Below are 26,819 nucleotides of genomic sequence, written 5' to 3'. Positions count from 1 at the left end.
TTGATTCCGAACAGGAATCGGGAGGGATTCTTGTGGATAGCCAGCTGTTACAGTCGTTTTTGGCAGTTGCCTCATGCCAGTCATTTTCACTGGCGGCAGAACAGCTGCATCTGACCCAGTCAGCCGTCAGCAAACGCATCCAGTTACTGGAGCAGCAGCTCGACAGCCCCCTCTTCGACCGCCACAACCGCACCGTCAGCCTGACCGAGTCGGGACTGCAGCTGTTGCCCCGTGCGCGCCAGATTCTCGACCTGATCGCTGATACCCGTCAGGAATTGCATAACCTCAGCGGCGCGGTCAGCGGCACCCTGTCATTGGCGACCAGCCATCACATTGGCTTGCATCGCCTGCCGCCAGTCTTGCGTGAATTCGTCAGTCGTTACCCCGCGGCCACTCTCGACATCCGCTTTGTCGGCTCAGAAGGTGCCTATCGCCTGATCGAACAACGCCAGGTGGAACTCGCGCTCACCACCCTCGACGACCAGCATCCAACCTTTATGGACTGCACACCACTGTGGGTCGACGACATGCTGTGCGTGTGCGGACACGAACATCCGTTAGCCCGCATGAAACAGCTCAAACTGGCAGACCTCGCCGCAACCCCGGCCATTCTGCCTGAGAACGACACCATCACTTTCCGCATGGTAGATCGGGTTTTCCGCCAATCCGGCCTGTCATTACGCAATGCCATGCCGACCAACTATCTTGAAACAATCAAAATGATGGTTTCAGTAGGCCTGGGCTGGAGCCTGATCCCGGCCTCGATGGCGGATGATCAGGTCCACATCCTGGAATGGCCGGGCATTCCGGTGCAGCGCCATCTCGGGCTTGTGCATTTGCGTGAACGCTCACTCGGCAACGCCGCCAAAGCCCTCATACAATTACTGAACGACAGTATCAGGAATTGACCCACGGCATCGCTGGCCATTTACAAGCAGCGTTATGCTGAAACAAACCCGTGAAGGAGCTGAACCATGCTGGACATTAACCATATCCTCGTCGTCCTCGATAGCGAGCATCCTGAACAGATCGCCCTCGACAAGGCTTTGTGGCTGGCTGGCCGTGTAGACGCTGACATCACCCTGTTGACCGCTGTGTATGAGCCATATGCTGGCGAAAATGCGTCTCTGGATGAAGAAACCCGCGTCCGAATTCGTGACGCCCGCACCGACGCCACCCAGCGCTGGGTCGACAGTTTCCTGCCTGAACTCGAAAGTCGCGGCCTACGTGGTCGCAGCGAAGTGCACTGGCAAAAACACCTGCACAACGCTGTGATCGAATCCATGCGCCACACCGATTTTGATCTGGTTATAAAGGGCACGGCCCCCCACAGCCTGATGGATCGCATTTTTACCCATACCGACTGGAACCTGATGCGTCATTGCCCGGCACCGGTCATGCTGGTGAAAAGCCCACAACCATGGCAGCACAATCGGGTGCTGGCATCCGTGGATGCAACCTCCAACGATGAAGGCCACCGCACCATCAACGACAACATCCTGCAGTATGCTGAACATCTGGCCGATCACTTCGAAACCGATCTGCATCTGGTCAACGCCTACCCGCAAATCGCCATCGCGTTTGCCATGGTGCCGGAAGTCTCCGCTCCGGATGACATCCAGAAATACATCACCGAACAGCATGAACTGGCCTGCGAACAGCTGGCCCGTCGTTACAACATTGCTGAAGATCACATTCATATTGCCGAAGGTGAAACGCTGGATGTCGTAACCCAGGTTGCCAAGGAAACCGCAGCGGACCTGCTGGTTGTCGGTTCCGTAGGTCGAACCGGTATTGCTGGCGTACTGATTGGCAACACCGCAGAGCAGCTGGTCGACAAGGTGCCGTGCGATATTCTGGTGATCAAACCGCAGGATGGCGTACCGGCAGCAGCAGACGCCGAATAAGCCGACTCAAATGACAGGCAAAAAAAACCGGGCCAAATGGGCCCGGTGAATTCAAGGACAGAGAGCAGGAGACGATTGAACAGGCTGCCAGCATGTTCAGGTCTTGTTATTAAGACGCCCTGCTCCCCGGAAAGTTTCCAAAATTATTCTTTTCGAACGCCCTTTTCTGTCAGGGTTTGTTCGATTTCCTCAAGACAAGCCGGATCATCGATCGTGGACGGGGCTACGTAGTCCTCGTTGTTGGCAATATTTCGCAGGATCTTGCGCAGAATCTTGCCAGAACGGGTTTTCGGCAAACGCTGCACCACCACCGCCTGATTAAAACAGGCAACGGCACCAATACGATCACGCACCCGCTGCACCAGCTCCTTCTGCAACTGCTCTTCGTCAATCTCGATGCCGTCTTTCAGCAGAATCAGGCCCAGAGGCTCTTCGCCTTTAAGGTCGCTGTGGCGACCAATCACCGCACATTCCGCCACTGCCGAATGTCCGGCAACCACCTCTTCCATTTCGCCGGTCGACAGACGATGCCCCGCCACGTTGATAATGTCATCGGTACGCCCCAGTACAAACAGATACTGATCGTCATCCAGATAACCGCCGTCGCCAGTGACGTAATAGCCTTCAAAGGTACGCAGATAACCAGAAACAAAACGGTCATGACTGCCCCACACCGTCGGCAAGCAGCCCGGCGGCAACGGCAATTTGATGGCAATACTGCCCTGCTCGTTATTGGCGACCGGATTGCCACGACTATCCAGAATTTTCACGTTAAAACCCGGTGACGGCCGAGTGACCGAACCGGCTTTAACGGTAACAGGCTCCAGCCCCATATGGTTACCGGCAATGGCCCAGCCGGTTTCGGTTTGCCACCAGTGATCCACAATCGGACGACCGATATGTTCCATCACCCACTCGTAAGTCGGCGGGTCGAGGCGCTCACCTGCCATAAAAATGGTTTTCAGCTTGCTGAGATCATGAGGTTTGGCCAGCAGACATTCAGGATCTTCCTTACGAATCGCCCGAAACGCCGTTGGGGCTGCAAACAGGCCCTTGACGCCATACTCCTCACAGACACGCCAGAACGCACCAGCATCTGGCGTACGCACCGGTTTTCCCTCATAAAACACGGTAGTACAGCCGTTAAGCAGCGGTGCATACACAATATAGGAATGCCCCACTACCCAGCCGACGTCCGATGCGGCCCAGAACACATCACCCGGTTTCATGTCGTAAACCACGTCCATGCTGTATTTCATGGCAACCGCATGCCCACCGTTGTCACGCACCACCCCTTTGGGTTTACCAGTCGTGCCAGAGGTGTAGAGGATATAAAGCGGGTCAGTAGCCAGTACCGGCGTGCAATCAGCAGGCTCGGCCTTGGCTACCAGATTGGTCCATTCGATATCACGCCCTGCAATCAGATCACATGGCTGCATTTCACGCTGAAGAATCACACAGGCAGAAGGTTTGTGAGTGGCAATATTAATGGCGTTATCGAGAATTGGTTTGTAAGAAATAATACGACTGACTTCAATACCACAGGATGCCGATACAATGACCCGCGGCTGTGCGTCATCAATACGCACCGCCAATTCATTGGCAGCAAATCCACCAAATACCACCGAGTGAATGGCACCCAGACGCGCGCATGCCAGCATGGCAATAGCCGCTTCAGGTACCATCGGCATATAGATAACAACACGGTCGCCTTTCTCAACACCAAGACAGGACAGAGCTCCAGCAAAACGCGCTACCGCTGCGGTCAGTTCGTTATAAGTCCAGGTTTGCTTTGTTCCGGTAACGGGTGAGTCATAGATAAGGGCGAGTTGCTCGCCACGCCCCTGCAGGACGTGATAATCAAGTGCCAGATAGGCGGTATTGAGCTCACCGTCGGCGTACCAACGATCAACACCGTTGTTATCCTTGCTGAGAATGGTCGTTGGTTCGCGGAACCATTGAATGCGTCTGGCCTGTTTTTCCCAGTAACCAGCCGGATCCGTAATCGAGTTTTTATATTCTTGTTGGTATGTCATACGTATTCCCCACTTGGCAATATGGAACACGATAGAGTCACACTGGCAGAGTCGCCATTCGACCAAGAGTTATCAAACCTTGGTCTAAAACAAAAGGCAGGCGACAAATATGTACATAAAAAAACCCGCACAAGGCGGGTTCTTTTATGACAGAACTTTATAAGCGGTAAAAACTTACCAACCAGTCAGTTCTTTCAGAGCAGCACCGATGTCGGCCAGGCTCTTGACGGTTTTAACACCAGCGTCGTTCAGAGCAGCAAACTTCTCGTCTGCAGTGCCTTTACCACCAGAGATGATGGCGCCAGCGTGGCCCATGCGCTTGCCAGCAGGAGCGGTAACACCAGCAATGTAGGAAACTACAGGCTTGGTTACGTACTGCTTGATGAACGCAGCAGCTTCTTCTTCAGCGGAACCGCCGATCTCACCGATCATAACGATGGCTTCGGTCTTCGGATCGTCCTGGAACATACGCAGGATGTCGATGAAGTTGGAGCCTGGGATCGGGTCACCACCAATACCAACACAGGTAGACTGGCCAAAACCGTAATCAGTAGTCTGTTTTACAGCTTCGTAAGTCAGGGTGCCGGAACGGGAAACGATACCGACTTTACCAGGAAGGTGGATGTGACCTGGCATGATACCGATCTTGCACTCACCCGGGGTGATAACACCTGGGCAGTTAGGGCCGATCAGGCGTACGCCCAGCTCGTCACACTTAACTTTGGCATCCAGCATATCCAGAGTAGGAATACCCTCAGTGATACAAACGATCAGTTTGATACCACCGTTAGCCGCTTCCAGGATGGAGTCTTTGCAGAATGGAGCTGGAACGTAGATTACAGACGCTTCAGCACCAGTCGCTTCAACTGCTTCTTTAACAGTGTTGAATACTGGCAGACCAAGGTGAGTAGAACCACCTTTGCCCGGAGTTACACCACCAACCATTTTGGTGCCGTATGCAATCGCCTGTTCAGAGTGGAAAGTACCCTGAGCACCAGTGAAACCCTGACAGATTACTTTGGTGTCTTTATTGATAAGAATGCTCATGATTACCTCTTACTTTCCAGCTGCTGCCGCAACGACTTTCTGGGCTGCGCCAGTCAGATCGGTGTCCGCGATGATGTTCAGGCCACTTTCACCCAGTACTTTGGCACCCAGTTCAGCGTTGTTGCCCTGCAGGCGCACAACAACAGGCACTTTCACACCGACTTCCTTGACCGCACCAATAACGCCTTCAGCAATCATGTCACAACGCACGATACCACCGAAGATGTTGATGAATACTGCCTTCACAGAATCGTCAGACAGAATGATCTTGAACGCTTCAACAACGCGCTCTTTGGTCGCGCCGCCGCCTACGTCCAGGAAGTTGGCAGGTTGGCCACCGTGCAGTTTCACGATGTCCATGGTACCCATCGCCAGACCGGCACCGTTTACCATACAGCCAATGTCACCACCCAGAGCAACGTAGTTCAGTTCCCACTTGGCAGCGTGAGCTTCACGTGGATCGTCCTGTGAAGGATCGTGCATTTCTTGCAGATCCTTGTGACGGTATACCGCGTTGCTGTCGATGTTCAGCTTGGCATCCAGGCAGTGCAGGTTGCCTTCGGAGGTGATCACCAGAGGGTTGATCTCCAGCAGAGCCAGGTCCTTGTCTACGAACAGTTGAGCCAGACCCAAGAAGATCTTGGTGAACTGTTTGATCTGGTCGCCTTGCAGGCCCAGTTGGAAAGCCAGTTCACGAGCCTGGTAAGGCTGTGCGCCCACCAGTGGATCGATGGTGGCTTTCAGGATTTTTTCAGGGGTTTCGTGCGCAACTTTTTCAATCTCCACGCCACCTTCAGTAGAGGCCATGAAGACGATACGACGGGAAGAACGGTCTACGACCGCGCCCAGGTACAGTTCGCTAGCGATATCAGTGCAGCTTTCAACCAGAATGCGGCTCACTGGCTGGCCTTTTTCGTCTGTCTGGTAAGTCACCAGACGCTGGCCCAGCCATTTGTCAGCGAAAGCACGGATCTCTTCTTTGGAAGAAACCAGCTTTACACCGCCAGCCTTACCACGGCCACCGGCATGTACTTGTGCTTTGACGACCCACTTGTCGCCACCAATGATGTCAGCAGCTTCGACAGCTTCTTCAACAGTTTTGGCTGCCACACCTTTGGAAACTGGCAGACCGTACTGTGCAAAAAGCTGCTTACCCTGATATTCGTGAAGGTTCATCGCTTTCGTCCTGTCTTCTTTTATGTCGGGTGTTGCCCGACAGTGTGTGTTAACCAGCCACGCCTTGTTGTGGCCCCATCCACGCATCCTGACAGATACGCTGATGGACGTGGCCGGCAATATAAGCACTGGCCCGGCGAACCGGGCCGATGTTCTTACTCTTTATTATTTTTTAGCTGGGCGACGATTCACTTTGTGAATCGCGGAGTTGCTTACAGCCAGAGCCGCTTCGTGAACTGCTTCAGAAACGGTTGGGTGAGCAAATACCATCATGCCGATGTCTTCAGCGCTGGAACCGAATTCCATCGCGATAACGATCTGCTGACACAGGTCACCTGCGTTAGGGCCAACAATGTGGGCACCCAAGATGCGGTCGGTATCAGCGTGAGCAATGATTTTTACGAAACCATCGGTGGTATTGCTGGCCATTGCACGACCAACGGCCGCGAATGGGAACATACCAACGTTGTATGGCTCGCCTTCTGCTTTAACCTGTTCTTCGGTCTTGCCTACCCAGGCAATTTCCGGAGTGGTGTAAATAACAGACGGGATCACGTCGTAGTTCAGCTGAGCCTTGTGGCCATGGATGCGCTCGGCAACCATAACGCCTTCTTCAGACGCTTTGTGAGCCAGCATAGGACCACGAACCACGTCACCGATTGCCCAGATGCCTGGAGCAGAGGTTTTGCAGGTTTCGTCGACGTGGATGAAACCACGCTCGTCCATGCTTACGCCGGAATCAGCAGCCAGCAGACCTTCGGTGTATGGCTTGCGGCCAACAGCAACGATCAGCTTGTCAAAGGTTTCTTTCTTCTCTTCGCCGCCTTCCTGGAAAGTAACGGTAACCTGACCGTCCTTCACTTCAGAACCAGTCACGCGAGCGCCCAGACGGATGTCCATGCCTTGCTTGGTGAACAGTTTCTGAGCTTCTTTGGAAACCGCAGAGTCAGCAACGTGCAGGAACTTGTCCTGAGCTTCCAGAACGGTAACCTTGGCGCCCAGACGGCCCCATACAGAACCCAGTTCCAGACCGATAACACCGGCACCAATCACGCCCAGACGAGCTGGTACGGATTTGAATTCCAGTGCGCCAGTGCTGTCGACGATGATGTCTTCAGTCAGCGGAGCTGGTGGAATGTTGAATGGTACAGAACCGGTAGCGATGATGATGTTTTCCGCTTCCAGAGTCTGAACTTCACCGTTATGAGCAGTGAATTCAACTTTCTTGCCAGCCAGAACCTTGGCAACACCTTCGAATGCAGTTACGCCGTTGCCTTTCAGCAGACCAGCAACACCCATGGTCAGGTTTTTAACAACCTGGTCCTTGCGAGCCAGCATCTTGGAGATATCGATGGTGATATCGCCAGCGCCAATACCGTGCAGATCAAACTCGTGTTTGGCTTCTTCGTACTTGTGGGAAGTATCCAGCAGTGCCTTGGATGGAATACAACCAACGTTCAGACAGGTGCCACCGAAAACCGGCTTGCCATCCTTGTTGATCCACTTGTCGATACAAGCGGTATTCAGACCCAGTTGGGCACAACGAATAGCGGCAACATAACCACCTGGGCCGCCACCGATGACGACTACGTCAAATTTATTGCTCATTTTGTTTCCTTAGTTTCCCTGTTAAATGTCCAGCAGCATGCGAGCAGGATCTTCCAGCAGGTCCTTGATGGTGACCAGGAACTGAACTGCTTCTTTGCCATCGATCATGCGGTGGTCGTATGACAGAGCCAGGTACATCATTGGCAGGATTACTACCTGACCGTTAACGGCCATTGGACGTTCCTGGATCTTGTGCATACCCATGATCGCGGTTTGTGGAGGGTTCAGGATAGGAGTAGACATCAGGGAACCGAACACACCACCGTTGGTGATAGTGAAGGTACCGCCTTGCATGTCTTCAATACCCAGCTTGCCGTCACGACCACGTTTGGCGAAGTCACCAATGGTGCTTTCGATTTCTGCCAGATTCATGCTGTCGGTATCACGCAGTACTGGTACAACCAGACCACGCTCAGTGGATACGGCTACGCCAATATCCTGGTAACCATGGTACACCATATCGTTACCGTCGATAGAAGCATTGACAGCCGGGAAACGTTTCAGAGCTTCAGTAGCGGCCTTCACGAAGAAGGACATGAAGCCCATTTTCACACCGTGTTTCTTCTCGAACAGGTCCTTGTACTTGTTGCGCAGTTCCATAACCGGCTTCATGTTGACTTCGTTGTAAGTAGTCAGCATGGCGGCGTTTTGCTGAGCTTCAACCAGACGACGGGCGATAGTCGCACGCAGACGGGTCATAGGAACACGTTTCTCAACGCGCTCACCAGCAGCAACAGAAACTGGAGCAGCGGCAACAGAAGGCGCTACTGGAGCAGGCTTGGAACCAGTCTTGATGTGGTTAACCACATCTTCCTTGGTTACACGACCGCCACGACCAGTACCGGAAACATCAGTACCGGCAACGTTGTTTTCGTCAGCGATCTTGCGAGCAGCTGGGCTCATGATCACTTCGGCACCAGCAGCGGCTGGAGCGGCAGCAGGAGCAGCTTCAGCAGCGGCTGGAGCTGCAGTAGCAGCAGCGCCTTCAACGAAAATAGCCAGAACTTCGTCGCTCAGTACTACGTCGCCTTCGTTCTTGAAGACTTCTTTCAGGATACCGGAAGCAGGAGCCACAACTTCCAGAACAACCTTGTCGGTCTCGATATCGACCAGCAGTTCGTCACGTTCTACCGCTTCACCAGGTTTCTTGTGCCAGGTTGCTACAGTACCGTCTGCGACTGACTCTGGAAAAGTCGGGGCCTTGATTTCGATGCTCATTATGGTTTTCCTTAGAGTGTTCCTGCTAATTATTCGCCCTGGATATCCAGTGCGTCACGAAGGTATTGTTCAAGCTGCTTCAGGTGCAGAGCCATGTAACCGGCGGCTGGCGACGCGGAAGCTTCACGGCCTGCATACTGCAGAGCCATACCAGGTTTGAACTTCTGGATTACGCGAATCATGTGATGCTGGCTGTTGTACCAGGCGCCCATGTTCATCGGCTCTTCCTGAACCCAGAAAACTTCCTGCATATTCGGGTACTGAGCCAGAATTGCAGTCAGATCATCTTCAGGGAACGGGTACAGCTGTTCGATACGAACAATGGCGATATCCTTGATGTTCTCGTTACGGCGACGTTCCAGCAGGTCGTAGTAAACCTTGCCAGAGCACAGCAGTACGCGACGTACATCAGCCGGGTTCAGCTCGTCGATCTCGTTGATGACGGTCTGGAAGCTGCCGTGTGCCAGGTCTTCCAGAGTGCTGATGGCCAGCTTGTGACGCAGCAGACTCTTAGGAGACATCACCACCAGCGGCTTACGCAGCGGACGGATAATCTGACGACGCAGCATGTGGTAAACCTGGGCCGGAGTAGAAGGCACACAGATTTGTACGTTGTGCTCAGCGCACAGCTGCAGGTAACGTTCCAGACGCGCAGATGAGTGCTCTGGACCCTGACCTTCGTAGCCGTGTGGCAGCAGCATGGTCAGACCACACAGACGGCCCCACTTGTGCTCACCGGAGGAGATGAACTGGTCAAACACTACCTGGGCACCGTTGGCGAAGTCGCCGAACTGGGCTTCCCAGATCACCAGGGAACCTGGAGTGGTAGTGGAATAACCGTATTCAAACGCCAGTACCGCTTCTTCAGACAGCAGAGAGTCGTAGATAGCGATTTTGGGCTGGTCCGGGCTGATGTTGGCCAGCGGAACATAGCTGGTCGCATCTTTCTGGTTGTGCAGCACGGCGTGACGGTGAGAGAAAGTACCACGGCCAACGTCCTGACCAGTGATACGAACGCCGTAACCTTCATGCAGCAGGGTGGCGTACGCCATGGTCTCGGCGAAGCCCCAGTTGATTGGAGCAGCACCAGCGGCCATACGGGCGCGGTCTTCCAGAATCTTGCCTACTTGCGGTTGCAGGGCAAAACCTTCTGGCACTTTCAGCAGACGGTTAGCCAGATCCTGCAGGGTTGGCAGATCGAAGGAAGTGTCAGCGTCAGCAGTCCATTCGTGACCCAGGAAAGGAGTCCAGTCCACGAACAGTGCCTTGTTAGGCTCTTTCACCAGGCTCTTCACTACGTGACGGCCTTCATCCAGCGCCTTGCGGTAGTCTTCTTCCAGCTCTTTGGAGTGTTCCAGAGTCAGAACGCCATCCGCGATCAGCTTTTCAGCGTAAACAGAACGGGTGGTCTTCTGCTTCTTGATCTGGGCGTACATCAGCGGCTGGGTGCCTGACGGCTCGTCCGCTTCGTTGTGACCACGACGACGGTAACATACCAGGTCGATCACGACGTCCTTGCGGAACTCACGACGGTAGTCAGTAGCCAGCTGGGCAGCAAACAGAACGGCTTCCGGATCATCACCGTTAACGTGCAGGATCGGAGCCTCAATCATCTTGGCTACGTCGGTGCAGTATTCGGTAGAACGCACGTCTTCACGCTTGGAAGTGGTGAAACCTACCTGGTTGTTGATCACGATACGGATGGTACCGCCAGTGCAGTAAGCACGGGTCTGGGACAGCTGGAAGGTTTCCATCACAACACCCTGACCAGCGAATGCAGAGTCGCCGTGGATGGTGATAGGCACAACCAGTTCGCGGTTTACGTCACCACGACGGTCCTGACGGGCACGAACGGAACCTTCAACTACCGGAGATACGATCTCCAGGTGAGACGGGTTAAACGCCATGGCCAGGTGAACTTCGCCACCGGAGGTCATCACGTTGGAAGAGAAGCCCTGGTGGTACTTCACGTCACCGTGAGACTGGAATTCAACCTTGCCGTCGAATTCGTTGAACAGATCGGAAGTCTTTTTACCCAGGGTGTTGATCAGGGTGTTCAGACGACCACGGTGGGCCATACCGATCACGATCTCTTTGGTGCCGTAAGAACCGCAACGCTGGATGATTTCATCCATCAGAGGGATCAGGGACTCACCACCTTCCAGACCGAAGCGTTTAACGCCCGGGTAACGGGAACCCAGGTATTTTTCCAGACCTTCAGCAGCGGTCAGACGCTCCAGCAGGTGCAGTTTTACTTCGTTGCTGTACTTTGGATGAGCACGTGCACTTTCCAGACGCTGCTGGAACCAACGCTGCTCGGCGGTGTTGACGATGTGCATGAATTCAGCGCCGATGGTGCCACAGTAAGTGGTTTCCAGAGCGTCGATGATTTCTTTCAGAGTAGCTTCGTCCTGACCGATGAACAGGGAACCGGTCTGGAAGCGGGTGTCCAGATCTGCCTTGGAAAGACCATGGAAATGCAGATCCAGATCAGGCACTTGCTGACGAGCCATCAGACCCAGAGGGTCGAGCTTGGCATGCTGGTGACCACGACCGCGGTAAGCATTGATCAGTTGCAGAACCTGAACCTGTTTACGCTCGTGTTCAGTGCTGACGCTGCTGGCAGATACCGGGCGTGCGCGACGCTGGTTCTGGGAAATCAGCAGGAACTGATCGCGGATAGGGCTATGAGGAATATCGACAGTGACGTGTTCGTCAACGCGAGGAAGTTGGTCAAAATAACTGCGCCATTCTTCAGAAACTTCACTTGGGTCTCTGAGATAGGCTTCATAGAGCTCTTCTATGTAAGCAACGTTGCCTCCCGCCAATTGGGAGGTGCTCCATAGTTGCTCCATTGTCTGCTCGTGCATGTAAGCTCACCCTGTTCGTGTAAAAATCGAGGGAAAGTCACCCACAGAGTGTATGCACCGACTCTAGCACTGCCAGGCGAGTTAGAGGGTCGATCGATAGATCGCAAGGCCTCTGAGGTGATGCAGAAATACCCTGCGCCCTCAATTACTTATTAATTTCGTTATATCTTGCTTTTTGGGCGCGATATCGAAAAAAAATTTTTCACGAAAATGGGCTGTGTGTCCAGCCCACTTACGTCTAACTCCGTTGCCAATATGGCAACGGAATAGTCTGTTGCTTATACCTGTTGGCTCAGCAACATATTGCGGATGTGACCAATTGCCTTGGTTGGGTTAAGGCCTTTTGGACACACGTTCACGCAATTCATAATACCACGGCAGCGGAATACGCTGAACGGGTCACTCAGACCAGCCAGACGCTCTGCAGTTGCGGTATCACGGCTATCAGCCAGGAAACGGTAAGCCTGCAGCAGACCGCTTGGACCGATGAACTTGTCAGGGTTCCACCAGAAGGAAGGACAAGCAGTAGAGCAGCATGCACAGAGAATACACTCGTACAGGCCGTCCAGCTTCTCACGCTCTTCCGGAGTCTGCAGACGTTCAATCGCTGGAGCCGGGGTATTGTTCTGCAGGTACGGTTTGATCTTCTCGTACTGTGCATAGAACATGGACATGTCGATAACCAGGTCACGAATAACCGGCATACCAGGCAGCGGGCGCAGAACCAGCTTGTCCATTTTACCATTGGTGGCTTCAGAGATCGGCGTAATACAGGCCAGACCGTTCTTGCCGTTAATATTCATACCATCGGAGCCGCAAACACCTTCACGGCAAGAACGACGATATACCAGACTGGAATCCTGTTCCTTCACCAGAGCCAGCACGTCCAGGATCATCACATCGCGGTTACCCGGAATAGTGATGTTGTAGTCCTGCATGTACGGAGCGGCGTCCTTCTCCGGGTTGTAGCGATAAACACTTACGAGCATTGCATACCTCCCAAATTAATAGGTACGGACTTTCGGTTGGAACGCTTCGACAGTTTTCGGAGCGAAGTTCACTGCACGCTTGCCAATAGTCTTGGTTTGCGGGAAGTACAGGGAGTGACACAGCCAGTTTTCGTCATCACGTTCGGTGAAGTCGTTACGGGCGTGAGCACCACGGGATTCCTTACGTTCGATCGCCGCTACCGCAGTTGCGTAAGCAGTTTCGAACAGGTTGTCCAGTTCCAGCGCTTCGATACGAGCGGTGTTGAACGCCTTGCTCTTGTCATCCAGAACAGTGTTCTTAACGCGCTTGCCGATTTCCTTCAGCATCTCCAGACCTTTTTCCATGCTCTCGCCTTCGCGGAATACGCCGAAGTACAGCTGCATGGTCTTCTGCAGATCAGCACGTACTGCTGCTACAGACTCGCCGGAAGAGGAATTGTTCAGTCGGTTCAAACGAGACATGGCAGCTTCGATGTCAGCATCGGTAGCATCCACAGACTCATAACCGTCCTTGAAGCTCTGCTCAACCTGCAGACCTACTGCGCGGCCGAATACCACGAGGTCAAGCAGGGAGTTACCACCCAGACGGTTCGCACCGTGTACGGATACACACGCGATCTCGCCAGCGGCGTACAGACCTTCGATAACCACGTCGTTACCGTTGGCATCCTGGGTCAGAGCCTGACCACCGATAGTGGTAGGAATACCACCCATCATGTAGTGACAGGTTGGAACCACAGGGATTGGCTCTTTAACCGGGTCAGCGTGAGCGAAGGTACGGGACAGTTCCAGAATACCTGGCAGCTTGGCGTTCAGGGTTTCTTCACCCAGGTGATCCAGCTTCAGGAATACGTGGTCACCGTTTTCACCACAACCACGACCGCCCAGAATTTCCAGAACCATGGAACGGGCAACTACGTCACGACCAGCAAGGTCTTTGGCGTTAGGAGCGTAACGCTCCATGAAACGTTCGCCGTCCTTGTTGACCAGGTAACCACCCTCACCACGGCAACCTTCGGTTACCAGTACACCGGCACCAGCAATACCAGTCGGGTGGAATTGCCACATTTCCATATCCTGCATTGGCACGCCAGCGCGGATCGCCATACCAACACCGTCACCAGTGTTGATCAGAGCGTTGGTAGTGGACTGGTAAATACGGCCCGCACCGCCAGTAGCCAGAACAGTTGCCTTGGCCTTGACGTAGACGGTTTCACCGTTTTCGATGCAGATAGCAATAACACCTACTACCTGACCCTTGGCATTTTTCACCAGGTCAACGGCATACCATTCGTTCAGGAAGGTAGTACCGCCTTTCAGGTTACCCTGGTACAGGGCGTGCAGCAGGGCGTGACCGGTACGGTCAGCAGCGGCGCAAGTACGAGCAGCCTGAGTCGGGTTATCCGGACCTTTGGACTGACCACCGAACGGACGCTGATAAATACGGCCTTCTTCAGTACGGGAGAATGGCAGACCCATATGCTCCAGTTCGAACACTGCCTGTGGACCTACAGAGCACATATACTCAATAGCATCCTGGTCACCGATGTAGTCGGAACCTTTAACAGTGTCATACATGTGCCAGCGCCAATCGTCGTTTGGATCCGCAGACGCGATCGCACAGGTGATACCACCCTGGGCAGACACAGTGTGGGAACGGGTTGGGAACACCTTGGTAATACAGGCAGTCTTGATACCCGCTTCGGTCAATTGCAGTGCCGCACGCATACCGGCACCACCGCCACCAACTACGATGGCATCATATGACATGGTTCTGATAGATGACGACATGACTCACACGCTCCAGAGGATATCGATACCCCATACGAGGTACACAAACAGGAAACCGGCACACACCAGCTGGAACAGGAAACGAACACCGGCGTTCTTCAGGTAGTCAGTGGAGATAGTCCACATACCAACCCAGGCGTGACCACAAATGGACATCAGGGCGGCAAGACTGAAGACTTTCATCCAGGTCTGAGCAAACAGACCTTGCCACTGGGCAAACTGCAGATCCGGGGAAGCAGCTACAAAGCCCACCAGAAACAGAGTGTAAAGCGCCAGGATAACAGCGGTCAGACGCTGAATAACCCAATCATAGAGGCCACTACGGCCAAGGTTTGTAACACTTGCTACCATACCCAAACTCCTGCCAGAACGATCACGATCAGGCCAGCTACCAGAGTAATCATGGCGCCAGTACGACCGCTTTCTTTGGTTTCACCAATTCCCATGTCCATCAACAGGTGTTTGATACCTGCCACAAAGTGGTAACCCAGTGCAGACAAGATGCCCCAGGCGATGAACTTGACCAGACCGTTATCAAACGCAGCCTTCAGCCCGGCGAAGCTTTCGGCAGATTCCAGAGACGCTGCCAGCGCAGACAGCATGAAAGCTACTGCGAAGAACAGGATGAAACCGGAGACACGGTGGATAATGGATGCTTTGGCAGGAAGAGGGAGCTCAATAGTAGAAAGATCCAAGTTTTTAGGTCTAATGCTATTCACGGCTCTTTACACTCTCTTATGGGCTCGAACCGGAAACCGGTACGAGCACGGGCTCAAGAAGAATCGGCCAAAACTTTGTACAACTCTTGCACAAGTATTCTGACCGCGGCAAATTATAGTCTCGCCCCCCTTGTTTTACAAACAAAACCAAGGTCGGATTACTACCTTTGCATGATCCCATCATCGGGCTCATACGAAGATCGTCGGCAATATACTAAAGTCCAAGGCTCGGATATGCTCGACTCCGAGATAATTGACAAACCGGCTTCAGAACCTATAGTGAGTCCCCTTAATTAGAGGTAACGCCTTAATTACTGGGCTTAAATTGAACAGCAGGAGGCCTATCCATGGCTGACAAAAAAGCAATACTGAAAGTTGACGGCATCGAGGAAGCGCTCGAATTACCTGTGTATGAAGGTACTCTGGGACAGGATGTTGTTGACGTTCGTAGCCTGACTGGCAAAGGCCTTTTCACTTACGACCCGGGCTTTGTGTCTACTGCAGCCACTGAATCCAAAATCACCTATATTGATGGTGACGCCGGTGTTCTGCTGCACCGTGGCTACCCGATCGAGCAACTGGCGGAAAATTCCGATTATCTGGAAACCTGCTTCCTGTTGCTGCACGGAGAGCTGCCAACAGCCGAAGAAAAAGAGAACTTTCTCAGCACCATCAAGAACCACACCATGGTTCATGAACAACTGAGTCACTTCTTCAATGGCTTCCGTCGTGACGCTCACCCGATGGCGGTAATGTGTGGCGTTGTTGGTGCCCTGTCTGCTTTCTATCACGATTCTCTGGACATCCACGATCCAAAGCATCGCATGATCTCTGCTCACCGCCTGATCGCAAAAATGCCAACTTTGGCAGCAATGGTTTACAAATATTCCATTGGCCAACCATTCATGTACCCACGTAACGACTTGAGCTATAGCGAAAACTTCCTGCACATGATGTTCAACACACCATGTGAAGACAAGAAGGTAAGCCCGGTGCTAGCCAAGGCCATGGATCGTATCTTCCTGTTGCACGCTGACCACGAACAGAACGCTTCCACTTCTACAGTACGTCTGGCTGGTTCTACTGGTGCCAATCCGTTCGCTTGCATCGCTGCAGGTATCGCAGCTCTGTGGGGTCCTGCTCACGGCGGCGCTAACGAAGCGGTACTGCGCATGCTGGCTGAAATCGGTGATGAGTCCAACATCGACAAGTTCATCGCCAAAGCCAAGGACAAGGATGATCCATTCCGTCTGATGGGCTTCGGTCACCGCGTTTACAAGAACTTCGACCCACGCGCCAAGGTTATGAAACAGACCTGCGACGAAGTTCTTGCTGAACTGGGCATGGAAGATGATCCAATGCTGAAGATCGCCATGAAACTGGAAAAGATCGCTACCGAGGACGAGTACTTCGTAAAACGCGGCCTGTACCCGAACGTAGACTTTTACTCCGGCATCATCCTGAAAGCGATCGGCATTCCAACCGAAATGTTCACCGTGATCTTCGCTACCGGCCGCACCCCTGGCTGGATTGCACACTGGAACGAGATGATCAGCAGCGATTACCGCATCGGTCGTCCACGTCAGCTCTATACTGGTCACACCCGTCGCGATTACCCAGCCAAATAAGCCGTAATATCGACATAAAAGCCGCCTCTTGAGGCGGCTTTTTTTTACCCTTTTTCCGGGCGGGTGATACGAATCAAAACAGTCCTGTCCAATATTGTCTACTATTCATACCGGACACCTGATCAGAAAAAGAATATCGTTATATTCAATTACCACTGAAGCCTCCACGACTCACCAACATTCATATATCAACATATCGAATATAAATATGAAAAATATAACCTTTATCGGCCTTGGTACAATGGGATTTCCAATGGCGGGCCATCTCGCTAATAACGGATTTGATGTCACCGTTTATAATCGCACTACCGCCAAAGTCGACACTTGGATGCAACAATACCAGGGCACATCGGCCATAACGCCAAAACAGGCTGTTGCGAACGCAGATGTAGTGATGATTTGTGCAGGCCGGGATGCCGATGTTCGGGCCCTGATAACCGCCAAAAACGGCGTACTTGCAGGCATAAAACCTGGCGCATTGATCATCGACCACACCACCACCTCTGCCCTGCTGGCCGAAGAAATGGCTGCCATTTGCCAAACACACGGCGTGCGCTTTGCTGACGCCCCGGTATCAGGAGGCCAGCAAGGCGCACAAAACGGTCAACTGAGCCTGATGGTCGGCTGTGCGGAAGCAGACTTCGACGCAGTTCGCCACGCAACCGCACCATACACCCGTGCCATCGCCCGCCTTGGTGAAGCGGGTTTCGGCCAGAAAACCAAGATGGTCAACCAGATTTGTATTGCCGGACTGCTGCAAGGCTTGTCCGAAGCCATCAACTTTGCACAACACAACGGCCTTGATGCTGAACAGGTTATTTCGGTGATCTCACAAGGTGCAGCCGGAAGCTGGCAGATGCAGAACCGTCACAAAACCATGATCGCGGGTGAATACGACCATGGTTTTGCCCTGGACTGGATGCGCAAGGATCTGGGAATTTGTCTTGAGCAAGCCAACCGCAGCGGTGTCAGCCTGCCCGTAACCGCCCTCGTCGACCAGTTCTATGCCGACCTTCAGGCAATGGGATGTGGGCGCCAGGACACATCAGCCCTGCTCAAACGCCTTGAAAAACTGTCAACTTTGTCAAATTCGTGACTACCAACACAGATCAAGGATTTACTGCATTCACGAGACTGCAATAACTCGCCAATCAGGCAACCTCGACTATGCTTTACTCAGCCATCTGAGTCGAGGTTGCCATGATCCCACCCGAACGCCACAGCATTGCCGGACAACCGCACCCACAAGACAAGGAAATAGACTGGAGTCAGGTCGGAGAAACCCTTGCCATGCTGGCATTGGCAGTAGCCCAGATCGATACCTCCCTGACCGAGGGAACCCAGTCTGTTGATCGCTTGTCGTCCAGTTTTACTGCCATGGCAGAAAATACCCGTCGCATTCTTGCCATCAGCAACCACGAGGTCGAAGCGGAACACATCACCGCACGGGAAATTCGCAATGAAATTCGCCACATCGCTACCGATGTCAGCGAAGAGATTCATCAGGCCATTGTTGCCTTCCAGTTTTATGATCGCCTCAGCCAACGTCTTGAACACGTCAGTCAGAGCCTTGAACGAGTAGGCCACCTGATGGCCGACCCATCACAGCGCTACCAGCCTCGCTACTGGAAAGAACTGCAAACCAAAATCAAAAGCCAGTACACCATGGAAGCCGAACGCATCATGTTTGAGCACATCATGGCAGGCAACAGCGTGGCACAGGCACTGGAAATCTATCACCATCACTTCCAGCGCAGCGCTAATGATTCGTTTGATACAACGGATGAAATCGAACTGTTCTGATCAGCTCACAACAGTCAGCCGTTGCCCGACCTGAAGGGATGAAAGCCCACGGGCAATGGCGTTCTGACCAAAAATAATCTTGCCATCCACCGTACAAAGCTGCTGCAACACTGGCAACAGATCCGCATCACGCACCTGGGTTACCGGATCACGCTGCGGGATAACACAGCGCTCGCATGGCTTCACGAGCAAAAGTGAGCCATCACTAACATCAAGGCGCCGCCACACCAGCTCTTCAAATCCGGCATCACCACCATTAATCACGACATTAGGCCGGAAGCGCTCCATTTGCAGCGGCTTACCCCATTCCCGACTAATCGCCGCCAGAGAGGTTTCTGACGTTACCAGCAACGGAAATCCATCAGCAAAGCCGACCAGCTCACCCTCTTCCGCATAACGCAAATCGACCTGACGATGAGTAGTCTCCGGCATTTTGACCAGACGACATGGGCGCCCCAATACCGACTCCAGCCAGGCCGCCATCTCATCACCACAATCACGGGCGATCACCTCGTCACGCCAGACTGTCACCAGCTGTTCATCCCCCACTCCTTCTACACATTCCCCCTTACCATCAAAACCAAGAACCAGCTGTCCCTCAGACCAGCGCGGGATAATCCAGGCCATCGCCGGCAACTGACGCTGGGTCAGAAAACGACCATCAGGAGCGACGATCATGTAACGCCTATCACCTACCACCCCTTCGGCCGACAACTCAAGTGAATCCACTGACATGCCCGCACAGGACTTGACCGGATACACAAACAATCCGGTAATCACCAACTCTGCTTCCTGATTCATCTGCTCTCCGAAATTTCAGGCAAAAAAAAGCGCTATCCAGGAACCCTAGGATAGCGCCTGCAGGGAGTGAACTCATCCCGCGCGTTTACACATTATCCAGTTTGGTCTTGATCAGTCGCTGAACTTCAGCCGCCATTTTTTCCGGCGCAAACTTGGACAGGAATCCATCACATCCCACTTTTTCGACCATCGCCTTGTTAAAGTTGCCGGACAACGAGGTATGCAACACCACAATCACGTTTTTCAGATCCGGATCTCGACGAATTTCGGTCGTTAACATATAACCATCCATTTCTGGCATCTCAGCATCCGTGATGATCATCACTAATTCCTTGTCGATATCGAGACCGGTTTCTTTCCAATGCATCAATTGTTGCCAGGCCTCCAAACCGTTGCGCGCCTCAACAATTTGCAATCCCATCGGTCCTATTACCTGACGCATTTGTTCAATAGCGACATGCGAGTCATCAACCAGCAAAATTTTCTTGCCCTTCATACGGGCCATTAAAGAATCATCATAGGCGTCTGGTGAGAGTTGCGTGTTATACGGTGCAATTTCGGCCAACACCTTTTCCACATCAATAATTTCGACAATACGCTTATCCAGGCGAGTAATTGCTGTCAGATAATGTTGACGCCCTGCGCCACCTGGCGGAGGAAGAATCTCGTTCCAGTTCATATTGACAATACGATCAACTCCACCCACCAAAAAAGCCTGAACCGTCATGTTGTACTCAGTGACGATGATGGTGGCGTCATAGGCCTTCATATTCAAAGGCCCCATCTGAATGGCAGCACGTAGATCCACAACCGGTACCGTTTGCCCACGCAAGTGAGTCACTCCACGGACTACCGGATGGCAATCAGGAATACAGGTCAGACGCGGCAAACGCATGACTTCCTGTACTTTGAACACATTAATTGCAAAGTACTGACTCCCACCCAGGTGAAATAACAGAAGCTCAAGGCGATTCTGCCCTACCAGACGCGTGCGGGCATCAACGCTACTCAGTACACCGCTCATACATAGCTCCACAACAGATCTCTCAAAAGAGTGTAGACAAGACCAGACAAAACGCCCGCTTACGCTAGACTTTAAAAAGATTTCCCGTCAGCCGCTGATGGCCCCAGAATGTGGAAGGTATCCATGAATGACGAATACACCCCCCTACTGGCGCGCCAACCTATATTGGATCGCGCCATGAAGGTTGTCGGGTACGAGCTGTTATGTCGGCCGATCCCTAACGCCAGTCAGGAGTGGCAGGATAATTTTGGCGATAGAGCCACCAGTGAAGTGATTATTGGCGCATACAACGAACTGGGCATCGAAGTGGTGACCGGAGGACTGCCCGCTTACATCAACTTCACCCGCTACTGGATCGCAAACCCTCCTTTGCTCGGCCCCTCCCCCATCGTTGCCGAAATTCTGGAACACATCGATATCGATGAAGAGCTGATCAAGCTGGTCAAACGCCTGCGCAAGCTGAAATATATGGTGGCACTGGACGACTACACCGGCCAGCCACTCCCCGAGAAGCTGCTGCAACACCTCGACATCATCAAGGTCGATATGCTGGCGATTGATGGCGCCGAACAGTTGCGGGAGATCATCCAGCAGTACCAACGTCCTGGGCTACGCTGGCTGGCGGAAAAAGTTGAAACCATGGCTGACTTTGAAGCCTGCCTGGCCGCTGGCTGCGATCTGTTCCAGGGATACTTTTACAGCAAACCCAACATCCTGTACGGACGCCGGATTCCGGATAACAAGATAGCCGTGCTGCGCTTGCTGAAGGTACTCAACAATCCAGATGCTGATATAGATGAAGCAACACGGATTCTGCAATCTGATCCACAGCTCAGCTTCAAACTGCTGCAAATGGTGAACTCGGCCTACGTTGGCTGTGCCAATGAGGTCAGCTCGATTCCGCGTGCCATCATGATTGTTGGGTTTGACCGTATCCGCTCATGGTCAAACATCATTGCGCTGGGGAGGCTCGATGACAAACCCGGCATACTGCGCGAGCAAGCCGTGATGCGGGCATGCCTGGCCCGCGAGCTGGCTCCGGTCTGGAAAAAAATCCTGCCGGAAGACGCGTTTACAATGGGACTGTTTTCACTGCTGGATGCCTTCGTCGACATACCGATTGGACACCTGTGTAATAAAATGTATCTGGCATCGGATCTGACCGCCGCTCTGACCACTGGCTCTGGCGAGATGGGCGGCCTGTTACAGGCTGTTCTTTCGATGGAACGCGGCGACTGGCTGCAACTCGATTGGCAATCCATCACCAGCAAGGGTATTGATGTCGAGAGTCTCGGGAAATGTTATCAGCGGGCCCTGAAAGAGGCCCGCGAGCTGCTAAGCGTACTGCAATAAATATCAAACCTGTTGGGCCAATCGCTGTTGCAGATGGGCATAAACCATTTGCGGAGAAATTTCCCGGTAACAAGGCGGCTGAATATCACCCGGCTCTTTCTTGAGACATGTACGTGACAAACAGGGAGCACAGGCATAACTGCTGGCCATCACCTGCATTTGCGGCCCCAGGGCGCCGGTCAGACGTGCATCGGTTGAGCCGTAAATTGCCACGGATGGCACTTCCAGTGCAGCAGCGACATGACACAGGCCGGTATCAACCCCGACAATCGCCTGAGCATGAGCCAACCACGCCGCCAGCGAATTCAGCGACATTTTGGGCAATACTTTCACCGTCGCCAGGCCATCTGCGACACGCTCGGCGCGCAGACGTTCTTCTTCATTACCCCATGGCAAAAACACGTGACGACCACTGGACGCCACCATTTCCGCCAACTGCCGCCAGTAGGCTTCCGGCCACAGCTTGGTATCCCAGGTCGTACCATGCAGGAAAATCCAGTAATGCCCCCGCACATCCGGATGTTGCCAACGCGCGTGGTCAACCCCGTAACCAAAACGTTCCGTCAGCGGATAATCCAGTGCCAACGCAAATAAACGACGTAAACGATGAATCGCATGTTCACCGCGCGCCACCGCAACAGTCCGGTCGTAAGCGCGCGCAGCAAACGGCTCACGGCAACTGGTTGCATCCAGCCCAACCTTGGTTCCACGAGCCATTCGCGTAATCAGCGAGCTTTTTATAAGCCCCTGGGCGTCCAACACCAGATCGTAATGCTCTTCTCGCAGACGACGGCGAAAATCACGCATTTCGCAACGGGTCTGGCGGCTCAACAAGCTTTTGCGCCAACGCCGCCAGGCCACCGGAATCACATGTCGAATCAGCGGGTGCCAGCTCGGAATATCGGCAAACGCCTCTTCCACCACCCAATCAACCGTCACCCCCGGACGATATCGATAGAGGTCCTCGATGGCAGGCAGGGTGTGAAACACATCGCCCAGAGAGGACGTTTTGATGACAAGAATCTTCACGCTGGTTACTCAGTACGTTAGCTGCGGGAAAATTACCGCTGGATGGCGACGGATGCAAACTTGACTTGCCGTTTTTCAGCAGCAAATATCGCCGCCCACTATAGAAGATGCGTAGAGAGTGCCATTGCACTCTCCGCAAGCCGGAGATCGCCCGTTCATGTTACGTTCCTGGAAGTTCTGGGCAGCCTTTATCCTGCTGGCTGTTCTGTTGTGGCTGGTTGAAACCACCTGGGGGTGGGGAGCCGTTATCCAGAGCTGGGAAAGTATCCCGCCATCTGCGGTTGCGATTGCCATGTTACTGATGCTGGCCAGCTACCTGTTACGGGCACTGCGTTTCTATGACTTCTTTTATAGCAATTGCCGTGGCCACTTCCTGCGCCTGACCCGCATCACCGTTCTGCATAATTTCTTTAATAACCTGATGCCCATGCGCAGCGGCGAAGCCGCCTTCCCGATGCTGATGAAAAGCCATTTCAACAGCCCGCTGCGGCATACCATTCCAGCGCTGTTATGGCTGCGCCTGCTCGACCTGTATGCGCTATTGGTACTGGCAGGCATATCCCTGCAGGCCCACATGGGCTGGAGCCCGGAGATTCGCATTGGTCTGGGCATTGTCGCAGTACTGATTCCTTTATTGATCCTGCCGGTACAAAACCGCATCAACCTCTTCCTGAAACAGCATCCGTCGCCAAAACTCAACAAGGCGGTTGAGCTGATGAGCGCCCTGCCTGCAAGCCCATGGCCGCTGGTCCGCGCCCTGCTCTGGACCTTTGTGAACTGGGCATTAAAAGTGGCCGTGTTCAGCTGGTTACTGCAACAGTTTATTCCGATCAGTTTTTACCAGGCATGGATCGGCGCCAGCACCGGTGAACTGAGCAGTGTTCTGCCGGTCAATGGTGTGGCCGGTGCCGGTACTTACGAGGCAGGCATCGTCGCCGGACTGTTACCGTGGAAAATTGCCGCCACCGACGCGTTGGCTGCCGCGGTTAACCTGCACCTGTTTGTGCTGGGTTCGACCCTGATTCTGACGGCACTGATTGCCGTGGCGACCCTGAATGTCAGGAAGCCACCACAACACTGATCGAGCGGAATACCATTGGCAGGTTTTTTCACACCCCGCTTTTGGGTATTATCCGCGCAAATTTTTACTGACCAGAGTGGTAGACCTGTGAGCCAGAGCCGAAAGCCGTCACTGTCCATTGTTATCCCGATGTACAACGAGATTGATAACGTCGGGCCCATGATCGCACGCGTTCATGAAGCCCTGGCGGCGTATAACGGCCCATGGGAACTGCTGATTGTTGACGATGGTTCAACCGATGGCACCCCTCAGGCGCTGAATCGTGAAGCGGCTATTCGTGGCCCTCACGTTCGCATCGTTGAACTGCGCCGTAACTTCGGTCAGACCGCGGCCATGCAGGCGGGTATCGATGAAGCCCACGGTGAACTGATCGCCACTCTTGACGGCGACCTTCAGAACGACCCGGCCGACATCCCTCGTATGATTGATCACCTGATCGAACGTGATCTCGACCTGCTGACCGGCTGGCGCAAGAATCGCAAAGACGATCTGGTGATGCGCAAGATTCCGTCCCGTATCGCCAACCGTCTGATCGGCAAGATCACCGGCGTACGTATCAATGACTACGGTTGCTCGCTGAAAATCTATCGCGCGTCTGTTATCAAACAGGTTCGTCTGTATGGTGAAATGCACCGTTTTATTCCAGCCTGGGTTGCCGCGGTTGTACCACCAAGCCGCATTGGTGAAATCGAGGTAAACCACAACGCTCGTGTTGCTGGCGTTTCCAAATACGGTATCTCCCGCACCTTCCGCGTGATCCTCGACCTGCTGTCAGTCTACTTTTTCATGCGTTACAAGGCCCGTCCTGGCCACTTCTTTGGCATGATCGGCCTGAGCATGGGCTCCATTGGCTCCCTGCTGCTGGTTTATCTGGCCTTCGTGAAGTTTATTCTGGATGAAGATATTGGCAGTCGTCCGCTATTCCTGATTGCCGTGGTGTTTGTGATTGCTGCCCTGCAATTCCTGACCACAGGTGTGATGTCGGAGTTGATTTCCCGCACCTACTTTGAGTCCTCGCGCATCCAGCAATACGTTATCTACAAACGCGATGACGGCGCCGAAACCAAAACCGGCTGGGCAAACGCGGACAAAGACGACACCCCGAACGATAGCCAGGCAGGCTAAGCCCTGCCCATGAAACTGCTGCCGCGTAATCTGCCCCTCGGGCTGCTGGTATTCGTAGTCGTGATGTTCGCTCTGAACATCAACGGCTACCTGCTGTTTGATCACGACGAGGGCGCCTTCAGCGAGGCTACCCGTGGCATGTTTGAGCGTGGTGATTTTATTACCACCATGCTCAACGACCGCATGCGTTTTGATAAACCGATTCTTATCTATTGGCTGCAAGCCGCTTCGATCAGCCTGTTTGGCACCGAAGTCTGGGCATTCCGCGTCCCATCAATGCTGGCCGGTATCGGCTGGTCTCTGGCTGTATTTGCGTTCTGCCGTTTCCACATTGGCCGCAACACCGCCGTCGCGGCTGCCATGATTTGTGCAGGCGCCCTTGGCATCAACATGATTTGCCACGTTGCCACCGCCGATGCGCTGTTAAATGCCCTGCTAGCCAGCACCCTGCTGCTGATTTACCACTACAGCGAAAAACCGTCCAACCATCTACTGTATGCCATTTACGCCCTGATGGGCCTGGGCTTGCTGACCAAGGGGCCGGTGGCGGTGCTGATCCCGCTGATGGTTGCAGGCCTGTATTTTGGCTGGGCCCGCCGTTGGCAAGACCTGTTTCGTGCGCTGTTTTTTGTACCGGGATGGATCGTCACCCTGGCGATTGCAGCGCCCTGGTACATTCTTGAATACATGGCCCAAGGCCAGGCGTTTATTGACGGCTTTTTCCTGAAGCACAACGTCAATCGTTTTAATAACGCGATGGAAGGCCATGATGGTGGCTTCCTCTTTTATCCGTCCGTTTTACCCTTTGTAGTGGCACCGTTTGGTGCGCTGCTGCTGCGTATGCTGCCGAGCGTGCGTGACGCCATTCGTATGGACGGCCTTAATCGTTTCTTGTGGATCTGGTTCCTGGTCGTACTGGTACTGTTCAGCCTCGCCAGCACCAAACTGCCCCACTACATTCTGTATGGCAGCACACCACTGGTAATCCTGATGGCACGCCACCGCTTCAGCCTGCGTTCACGCTGGCTGGCCGCGGTGCTGCCGGTGTTGTTTTTTGGCTTGCTGATGGCCTTCCCGTTGCTGATTCCGGTCATCGAGGGCCGCCTCACCAACCCGATTGAAATCGCCACCGCCCAACGCGCGGCTCACTACATTAATAACCAGTTTGCGATGCTGGCTGCACTGGCCGGTCTGGCCTCACTGGCACTGATCCTGTGGCGTCGCCTTGCGATCTGGCACGGACTGATGGCAACCGCCGTGATTCAGGCGCTGTTTGTCTGGGCCGTTATGGTACCGGCCATCAGCGATGCCCAGCAGCTGCCCGTGTATGAAGCCGCCCAGTACGCTCGCACTCTGCAACAGCCGATTGTTACCCAATCCATCGACATGCCGAGCTTCAACGTCTATCTCGATCGCGTGACTGTGCGCCGTGGTTTGCAGCCGGGCGAAGTGGGATTCGGACGTATTGACCGAATCCGCGATCTGGAACGTTACAACGTGCTGTTCCAGTCCGGCCTGATTGTGCTGATCGAGCTGAAACCGGAACCGGTGGATGCGGCAGTTGTGTCAGAGCCGGTCGCGGAGCCAAGCGTCGAAGCCTCTGAGTCGGAGTAA

22 protein-coding genes are annotated in these 26,819 nt (G+C 53.6%); 9 read left to right on the top strand and 13 right to left on the bottom strand.

The genetic code is table 11. The annotated features are described in order from the left end of the window. Positions 1-32 precede the first annotated feature (32 nt). Together OUO13_RS15440 and uspE are read left to right on the top strand one after the other, a co-directional pair. On the top strand, positions 33-908 hold the full coding sequence (locus tag OUO13_RS15440; RefSeq protein WP_283174793.1) for a LysR family transcriptional regulator: 876 nt from the start codon (positions 33-35) through the stop codon (positions 906-908). A 66-nt stretch (positions 909-974) separates the two neighbouring features. Then, positions 975-1,907: a universal stress protein UspE gene (gene uspE / locus OUO13_RS15435; RefSeq protein WP_283174792.1), complete on the top strand. Its 933-nt coding sequence runs from the start codon at positions 975-977 to the stop codon at positions 1,905-1,907. 143 nt (positions 1,908-2,050) lie between these two features. Here the strand turns inward: uspE and OUO13_RS15430 are convergent, their stop codons facing one another. The 10 genes from OUO13_RS15430 to sdhC form a co-directional block, all read right to left on the bottom strand. Next, positions 2,051-3,943, bottom strand: a complete 1,893-nt coding sequence (locus OUO13_RS15430) for a propionyl-CoA synthetase (protein WP_283174791.1) — start codon at positions 3,941-3,943, stop codon at positions 2,051-2,053. A 174-nt stretch (positions 3,944-4,117) separates the two neighbouring features. Next, complete coding sequence (gene sucD / locus OUO13_RS15425; protein WP_283174790.1) at positions 4,118-4,990, bottom strand: succinate--CoA ligase subunit alpha; 873 nt, start codon at positions 4,988-4,990, stop codon at positions 4,118-4,120. 9 nt (positions 4,991-4,999) lie between these two features. Continuing rightward, complete coding sequence (gene sucC, locus OUO13_RS15420) at positions 5,000-6,166, bottom strand: ADP-forming succinate--CoA ligase subunit beta (RefSeq protein WP_283174789.1); 1,167 nt, start codon at positions 6,164-6,166, stop codon at positions 5,000-5,002. Positions 6,167-6,331: 165 nt separating this feature from the next. Next, complete coding sequence (lpdA, locus tag OUO13_RS15415; RefSeq protein WP_283174788.1) at positions 6,332-7,774, bottom strand: dihydrolipoyl dehydrogenase; 1,443 nt, start codon at positions 7,772-7,774, stop codon at positions 6,332-6,334. 21 nt (positions 7,775-7,795) lie between these two features. After that, on the bottom strand, positions 7,796-8,992 hold the full coding sequence (odhB, locus tag OUO13_RS15410; RefSeq protein ID WP_283174787.1) for a 2-oxoglutarate dehydrogenase complex dihydrolipoyllysine-residue succinyltransferase: 1,197 nt from the start codon (positions 8,990-8,992) through the stop codon (positions 7,796-7,798). A gap of 29 nt (positions 8,993-9,021) precedes the next feature. Beyond that, the gene (locus OUO13_RS15405; protein WP_283174786.1) at positions 9,022-11,862 is read right to left on the bottom strand and encodes a 2-oxoglutarate dehydrogenase E1 component; all 2,841 of its coding nucleotides are present in this window, start codon (positions 11,860-11,862) and stop codon (positions 9,022-9,024) included. A 278-nt stretch (positions 11,863-12,140) separates the two neighbouring features. Further along, positions 12,141-12,851: a succinate dehydrogenase iron-sulfur subunit gene (locus OUO13_RS15400; protein ID WP_283174785.1), complete on the bottom strand. Its 711-nt coding sequence runs from the start codon at positions 12,849-12,851 to the stop codon at positions 12,141-12,143. Positions 12,852-12,866: 15 nt separating this feature from the next. Beyond that, positions 12,867-14,642, bottom strand: a complete 1,776-nt coding sequence (gene sdhA, locus OUO13_RS15395) for a succinate dehydrogenase flavoprotein subunit (RefSeq protein WP_283174784.1) — start codon at positions 14,640-14,642, stop codon at positions 12,867-12,869. A gap of 3 nt (positions 14,643-14,645) precedes the next feature. Next, complete coding sequence (gene sdhD / locus OUO13_RS15390; RefSeq protein WP_283174783.1) at positions 14,646-14,993, bottom strand: succinate dehydrogenase, hydrophobic membrane anchor protein; 348 nt, start codon at positions 14,991-14,993, stop codon at positions 14,646-14,648. Next, positions 14,987-15,361: a succinate dehydrogenase, cytochrome b556 subunit gene (gene sdhC / locus OUO13_RS15385; protein ID WP_283174782.1), complete on the bottom strand. Its 375-nt coding sequence runs from the start codon at positions 15,359-15,361 to the stop codon at positions 14,987-14,989. Before sdhC ends, sdhD begins: the two co-directional genes overlap by 7 nt. Before the next feature lie 347 nt (positions 15,362-15,708). Between sdhC and gltA the strand changes: the two genes are divergently transcribed. The 3 genes from gltA to OUO13_RS15370 all read left to right on the top strand — a co-directional run bounded on the left by gltA (position 15,709) and on the right by OUO13_RS15370 (position 18,792). After that, complete coding sequence (gene gltA / locus OUO13_RS15380; RefSeq protein WP_283174781.1) at positions 15,709-16,989, top strand: citrate synthase; 1,281 nt, start codon at positions 15,709-15,711, stop codon at positions 16,987-16,989. A 94-nt stretch (positions 16,990-17,083) separates the two neighbouring features. Further along, on the top strand, positions 17,084-18,085 hold the full coding sequence (locus OUO13_RS15375) for an NAD(P)-dependent oxidoreductase (protein WP_283174780.1): 1,002 nt from the start codon (positions 17,084-17,086) through the stop codon (positions 18,083-18,085). 104 nt (positions 18,086-18,189) lie between these two features. Next, positions 18,190-18,792, top strand: a complete 603-nt coding sequence (locus OUO13_RS15370; protein ID WP_283174779.1) for a hypothetical protein — start codon at positions 18,190-18,192, stop codon at positions 18,790-18,792. On the opposite strand, the gene OUO13_RS15365 is transcribed toward OUO13_RS15370, so the two are convergent. Both OUO13_RS15365 and OUO13_RS15360 read right to left on the bottom strand, forming a co-directional pair. Next, positions 18,793-19,593 carry an MOSC domain-containing protein gene (locus tag OUO13_RS15365; RefSeq protein WP_283174778.1) on the bottom strand — a complete coding sequence of 267 codons (801 nt, stop codon included), beginning with the start codon at positions 19,591-19,593 and terminating at the stop codon, positions 18,793-18,795. It lies immediately after the preceding gene. A gap of 85 nt (positions 19,594-19,678) precedes the next feature. Then, complete coding sequence (locus OUO13_RS15360; protein ID WP_283174777.1) at positions 19,679-20,617, bottom strand: chemotaxis protein CheV; 939 nt, start codon at positions 20,615-20,617, stop codon at positions 19,679-19,681. A 123-nt stretch (positions 20,618-20,740) separates the two neighbouring features. On the opposite strand from OUO13_RS15360, the gene OUO13_RS15355 reads away from it, so the two are divergent. After that, the gene (locus OUO13_RS15355) at positions 20,741-21,970 is read left to right on the top strand and encodes an EAL and HDOD domain-containing protein (protein ID WP_283174776.1); all 1,230 of its coding nucleotides are present in this window, start codon (positions 20,741-20,743) and stop codon (positions 21,968-21,970) included. Between the two features lie 3 nt (positions 21,971-21,973). Here the strand turns inward: OUO13_RS15355 and waaC are convergent, their stop codons facing one another. After that, entirely contained in the window at positions 21,974-22,999 is a 1,026-nt protein-coding gene (waaC, locus tag OUO13_RS15350; protein WP_283174775.1) for a lipopolysaccharide heptosyltransferase I, read from the bottom strand. 157 nt (positions 23,000-23,156) lie between these two features. Here waaC and OUO13_RS15345 point away from each other — a divergent pair, with 157 nt between their 5' ends. From OUO13_RS15345 to OUO13_RS15335, 3 genes are all read left to right on the top strand, one after another. Next, positions 23,157-24,080, top strand: coding sequence for a lysylphosphatidylglycerol synthase transmembrane domain-containing protein (locus OUO13_RS15345; protein ID WP_283174774.1), 924 nt, complete (start codon positions 23,157-23,159; stop codon positions 24,078-24,080). Positions 24,081-24,167: 87 nt separating this feature from the next. Then, entirely contained in the window at positions 24,168-25,205 is a 1,038-nt protein-coding gene (locus tag OUO13_RS15340) for a glycosyltransferase family 2 protein (RefSeq protein ID WP_283174773.1), read from the top strand. A gap of 9 nt (positions 25,206-25,214) precedes the next feature. After that, positions 25,215-26,819, top strand: coding sequence for an ArnT family glycosyltransferase (locus tag OUO13_RS15335; RefSeq protein ID WP_283174772.1), 1,605 nt, complete (start codon positions 25,215-25,217; stop codon positions 26,817-26,819).

Origin of the sequence: Parathalassolituus penaei (assembly GCF_026626885.1) — a bacterium.
In the GTDB taxonomy this organism is placed as follows: Bacteria; Pseudomonadota; Gammaproteobacteria; order Pseudomonadales; family Oceanobacteraceae; genus Oceanobacter; species Oceanobacter penaei.
The sequence above is the reverse complement of the archived record's forward strand: the minus strand, read 5'-3'. Positions and strand labels throughout refer to the sequence as shown.

Excerpts from the sequence above, each read along its gene's own strand:
- uspE (WP_283174792.1), top strand. The coding sequence starts at position 975 with ATGCTGGACATTAACCATATCCTCGTCGTCCTCGATAGCGAGCATCCT.
- OUO13_RS15430 (WP_283174791.1), bottom strand. The coding sequence starts at position 3,943 with ATGACATACCAACAAGAATATAAAAACTCGATTACGGATCCGGCTGGT.
- sucD (WP_283174790.1), bottom strand. The coding sequence starts at position 4,990 with ATGAGCATTCTTATCAATAAAGACACCAAAGTAATCTGTCAGGGTTTC.
- sucC (WP_283174789.1), bottom strand. The coding sequence starts at position 6,166 with ATGAACCTTCACGAATATCAGGGTAAGCAGCTTTTTGCACAGTACGGT.
- lpdA (WP_283174788.1), bottom strand. The coding sequence starts at position 7,774 with ATGAGCAATAAATTTGACGTAGTCGTCATCGGTGGCGGCCCAGGTGGT.
- odhB (WP_283174787.1), bottom strand. The coding sequence starts at position 8,992 with ATGAGCATCGAAATCAAGGCCCCGACTTTTCCAGAGTCAGTCGCAGAC.
- OUO13_RS15405 (WP_283174786.1), bottom strand. The coding sequence starts at position 11,862 with ATGCACGAGCAGACAATGGAGCAACTATGGAGCACCTCCCAATTGGCG.
- OUO13_RS15400 (WP_283174785.1), bottom strand. The coding sequence starts at position 12,851 with ATGCTCGTAAGTGTTTATCGCTACAACCCGGAGAAGGACGCCGCTCCG.
- sdhA (WP_283174784.1), bottom strand. The coding sequence starts at position 14,642 with ATGTCGTCATCTATCAGAACCATGTCATATGATGCCATCGTAGTTGGT.
- sdhD (WP_283174783.1), bottom strand. The coding sequence starts at position 14,993 with ATGGTAGCAAGTGTTACAAACCTTGGCCGTAGTGGCCTCTATGATTGG.
- gltA (WP_283174781.1), top strand. The coding sequence starts at position 15,709 with ATGGCTGACAAAAAAGCAATACTGAAAGTTGACGGCATCGAGGAAGCG.
- OUO13_RS15370 (WP_283174779.1), top strand. The coding sequence starts at position 18,190 with ATGATCCCACCCGAACGCCACAGCATTGCCGGACAACCGCACCCACAA.
- OUO13_RS15365 (WP_283174778.1), bottom strand. The coding sequence starts at position 19,593 with ATGAATCAGGAAGCAGAGTTGGTGATTACCGGATTGTTTGTGTATCCG.
- OUO13_RS15360 (WP_283174777.1), bottom strand. The coding sequence starts at position 20,617 with ATGAGCGGTGTACTGAGTAGCGTTGATGCCCGCACGCGTCTGGTAGGG.
- OUO13_RS15355 (WP_283174776.1), top strand. The coding sequence starts at position 20,741 with ATGAATGACGAATACACCCCCCTACTGGCGCGCCAACCTATATTGGAT.
- OUO13_RS15345 (WP_283174774.1), top strand. The coding sequence starts at position 23,157 with ATGTTACGTTCCTGGAAGTTCTGGGCAGCCTTTATCCTGCTGGCTGTT.
- OUO13_RS15335 (WP_283174772.1), top strand. The coding sequence starts at position 25,215 with ATGAAACTGCTGCCGCGTAATCTGCCCCTCGGGCTGCTGGTATTCGTA.